This window comes from Desulforamulus putei DSM 12395 (assembly GCF_900129195.1).
Lineage (GTDB): Bacteria > Bacillota > Desulfotomaculia > Desulfotomaculales > Desulfotomaculaceae > Desulfotomaculum > Desulfotomaculum putei.
In genome coordinates this window covers 1-2,086 of record NZ_FQUY01000058.1, presented here as the reverse complement: position 1 = coordinate 2,086, position 2,086 = coordinate 1, and the positions used below count along the sequence as shown (strand labels likewise).

Annotated in this window: 2 protein-coding genes, 1 rRNA gene and 1 pseudogene; all 4 read left to right on the top strand. The window is 43.0% G+C overall.

Going from position 1 to position 2,086, the window contains the following annotated elements; translation table 11 throughout:
- A 5S ribosomal RNA gene (gene rrf, locus BUB67_RS15860) occupies positions 1–87 on the top strand; the annotation flags it as partial.
- A gap of 156 nt (positions 88–243) precedes the next feature.
- Positions 244–511, top strand: a pseudogene (locus tag BUB67_RS15855) (methylglyoxal synthase); the annotation flags it as partial.
- 142 nt (positions 512–653) lie between these two features.
- Positions 654–902, top strand: coding sequence for a helix-turn-helix domain-containing protein (locus BUB67_RS17070; RefSeq protein WP_238457098.1), 249 nt, complete (start codon positions 654–656; stop codon positions 900–902).
- A 417-nt stretch (positions 903–1,319) separates the two neighbouring features.
- A partial coding sequence (locus BUB67_RS17065; RefSeq protein WP_420795751.1) for a Mu transposase domain-containing protein occupies positions 1,320–2,086 on the top strand: 767 nt, incomplete at its 3' end.

Here is a 2,086-nt window from a genome sequence, read left to right as displayed (position 1 = left end):
GTTCCCATCCCGAACACAGCAGTTAAGCCCTCCAGGGCCGATGGTACTTGGGGCTCACGCCCCTGGGAGAGTAGGTCGCCGCCAGAGTAAGTTTAACGCCTGTAACTAGTGTTACAGGCGTATTAGTTTTTATTGTGGTTATGGTCTTGTTTCTTAGATAAAAGTTAATAACTCAACTTTCGCAGGTGGTATTCATGGTACAGTTTCCTTAGCGAGCGACATTGCAGAGTACCGGAACAGCACTCCGGCACCACAGGTCACTTAATAACGGAGAAGACCGAACTTACTGTGCATTGTTATATGTCCGGCCCCTTGGGGGGGTGACCAGCAAATCGGCGGCAGAATTGCTCAAGGAGAAGTGGGTTTGGTTATCTTTTTAAGGGATCCTCTCACCCCCCAACCTCATGAACCTGATATCAGTGCCTTAATTCGTATCTGTGATGTCCATAATACTCCTATTGCTACCAATATCAGCACAGCCAGGGCATTGCTAAAAGCTATCTACGGGTAATCCGTAAGCCTGTCTCGTAAGATGACAGGCTTTTTTGTTTATGGTAATTTAAAAGTACACCACAAAGGTCATTGAAAATTCCCCCACCTTAGCCGATAATCCTCATAGAGCAAAATTACAGCTATGTGAGGAGCCGGGAGAGATGATCAAGTTGATTCAAAAACAAAATATACTCATTATGTATTACCGGGAGGGAAAGTCCCAGCGGGAAATTGCCAGATTGTTGGGTGTGGATCGAAAAACGGTCCGCAGATACATCAATAAATACGAAGAAAAGCGAAAGGAGTTGGAACAATCCTCTGGCCTAGTAGATCCCGGGGAACTAATTCAGGAAATTGTAGAACCCCCCAAAGTATACCGTAGGAAACAGGCCCAAGCGGAAAGTTACTGAAGATATTCAAAGCCTAATAAAGAAACATTTGAATGAAAATGAACAGAAACGGAGGAATGGCCAACATAAACAAGTTAAAAAAATAATTGATATTTATGAAGCCCTAGTGGAAGACAATATAGACATCAGCTATAGCAGCGTTAAACGAATTGTACGATCGCTGGAACAGAAAGCCAAAGAAGCCTTTATTAAAGATCTTACATACCGGGTGATGTCTGCGAGTTCGACTGGGGAGAAGTAAAACTGACAATTGGCGGAAAGCTCCAGATACTTCAAATGGCTGCATTTACATCTGCCTATGGTAATTACCGATATGCATATTTGTTTACTAAACAGAAAACTGAATGTTTTCAGGAGGCACATGCCCGGTTCTTTCAAGAAGTAAGTGGGGTATACCAGACCCTAGTGTATGACAACATGAAGGTGGCTGTTAAACGATTTGTTGGCACAGAAAAAGAGCCCACTGAAGGATTGTTACAATTATCCATCTACTATGGCTTTCGTTACCGGTTTTGCAATGTCCGTAGGGGTAATGAAAAAGGTCATGTTGAGCGTAGCGTAGATGTGATCCGCCGTAAAGCCTTTGCATTCAAGGATACATTCGAGAGCTTGGACGAGGCCAATAATTACCTGTTGAAGATATGTAATAAACTAAATGCTAAGCCCCAAGATACCCGTGATGGACAGTCAGCACTGGCTTGTTTAGAGCAGGAACGTGCCAACCTGTTAACCTTACCCCCAATGTTTGATTCAGCCCGTGTAGTAAATGCCCGTGTGGACAAGTATGCCACCATTGTGGTAGACCAAAACCATTACTCAGTTCCTGATCATTTAGTTGGTGAACTTGTCATGGTTAAAATCTACTCCAGCCGAATCTGCTGCTTCTACAAAGATGCAAAAATTGCTGAACATGCCAGGCTTACCGGCTGCCATGAGTGGCGATTGGAACTTAGTCACTACCTGGAGACATTAAAGAAAAAACCTGGTGCATTAGCCGGTAGTATGGCTTTGCAGCAGGCAGACCAAAAAATTAAACAAATCTTTGAAACCTATTATACCAAGAAAGAGAAAGAATTTATAGAGCTAATGCAATATATAAAGGACGGGACATCACTTTCGGATGTAGAGAAAAGTATAACTGAACTGTGTAAGATCCACCCAAGCCATGTAACTACGGATAAAAT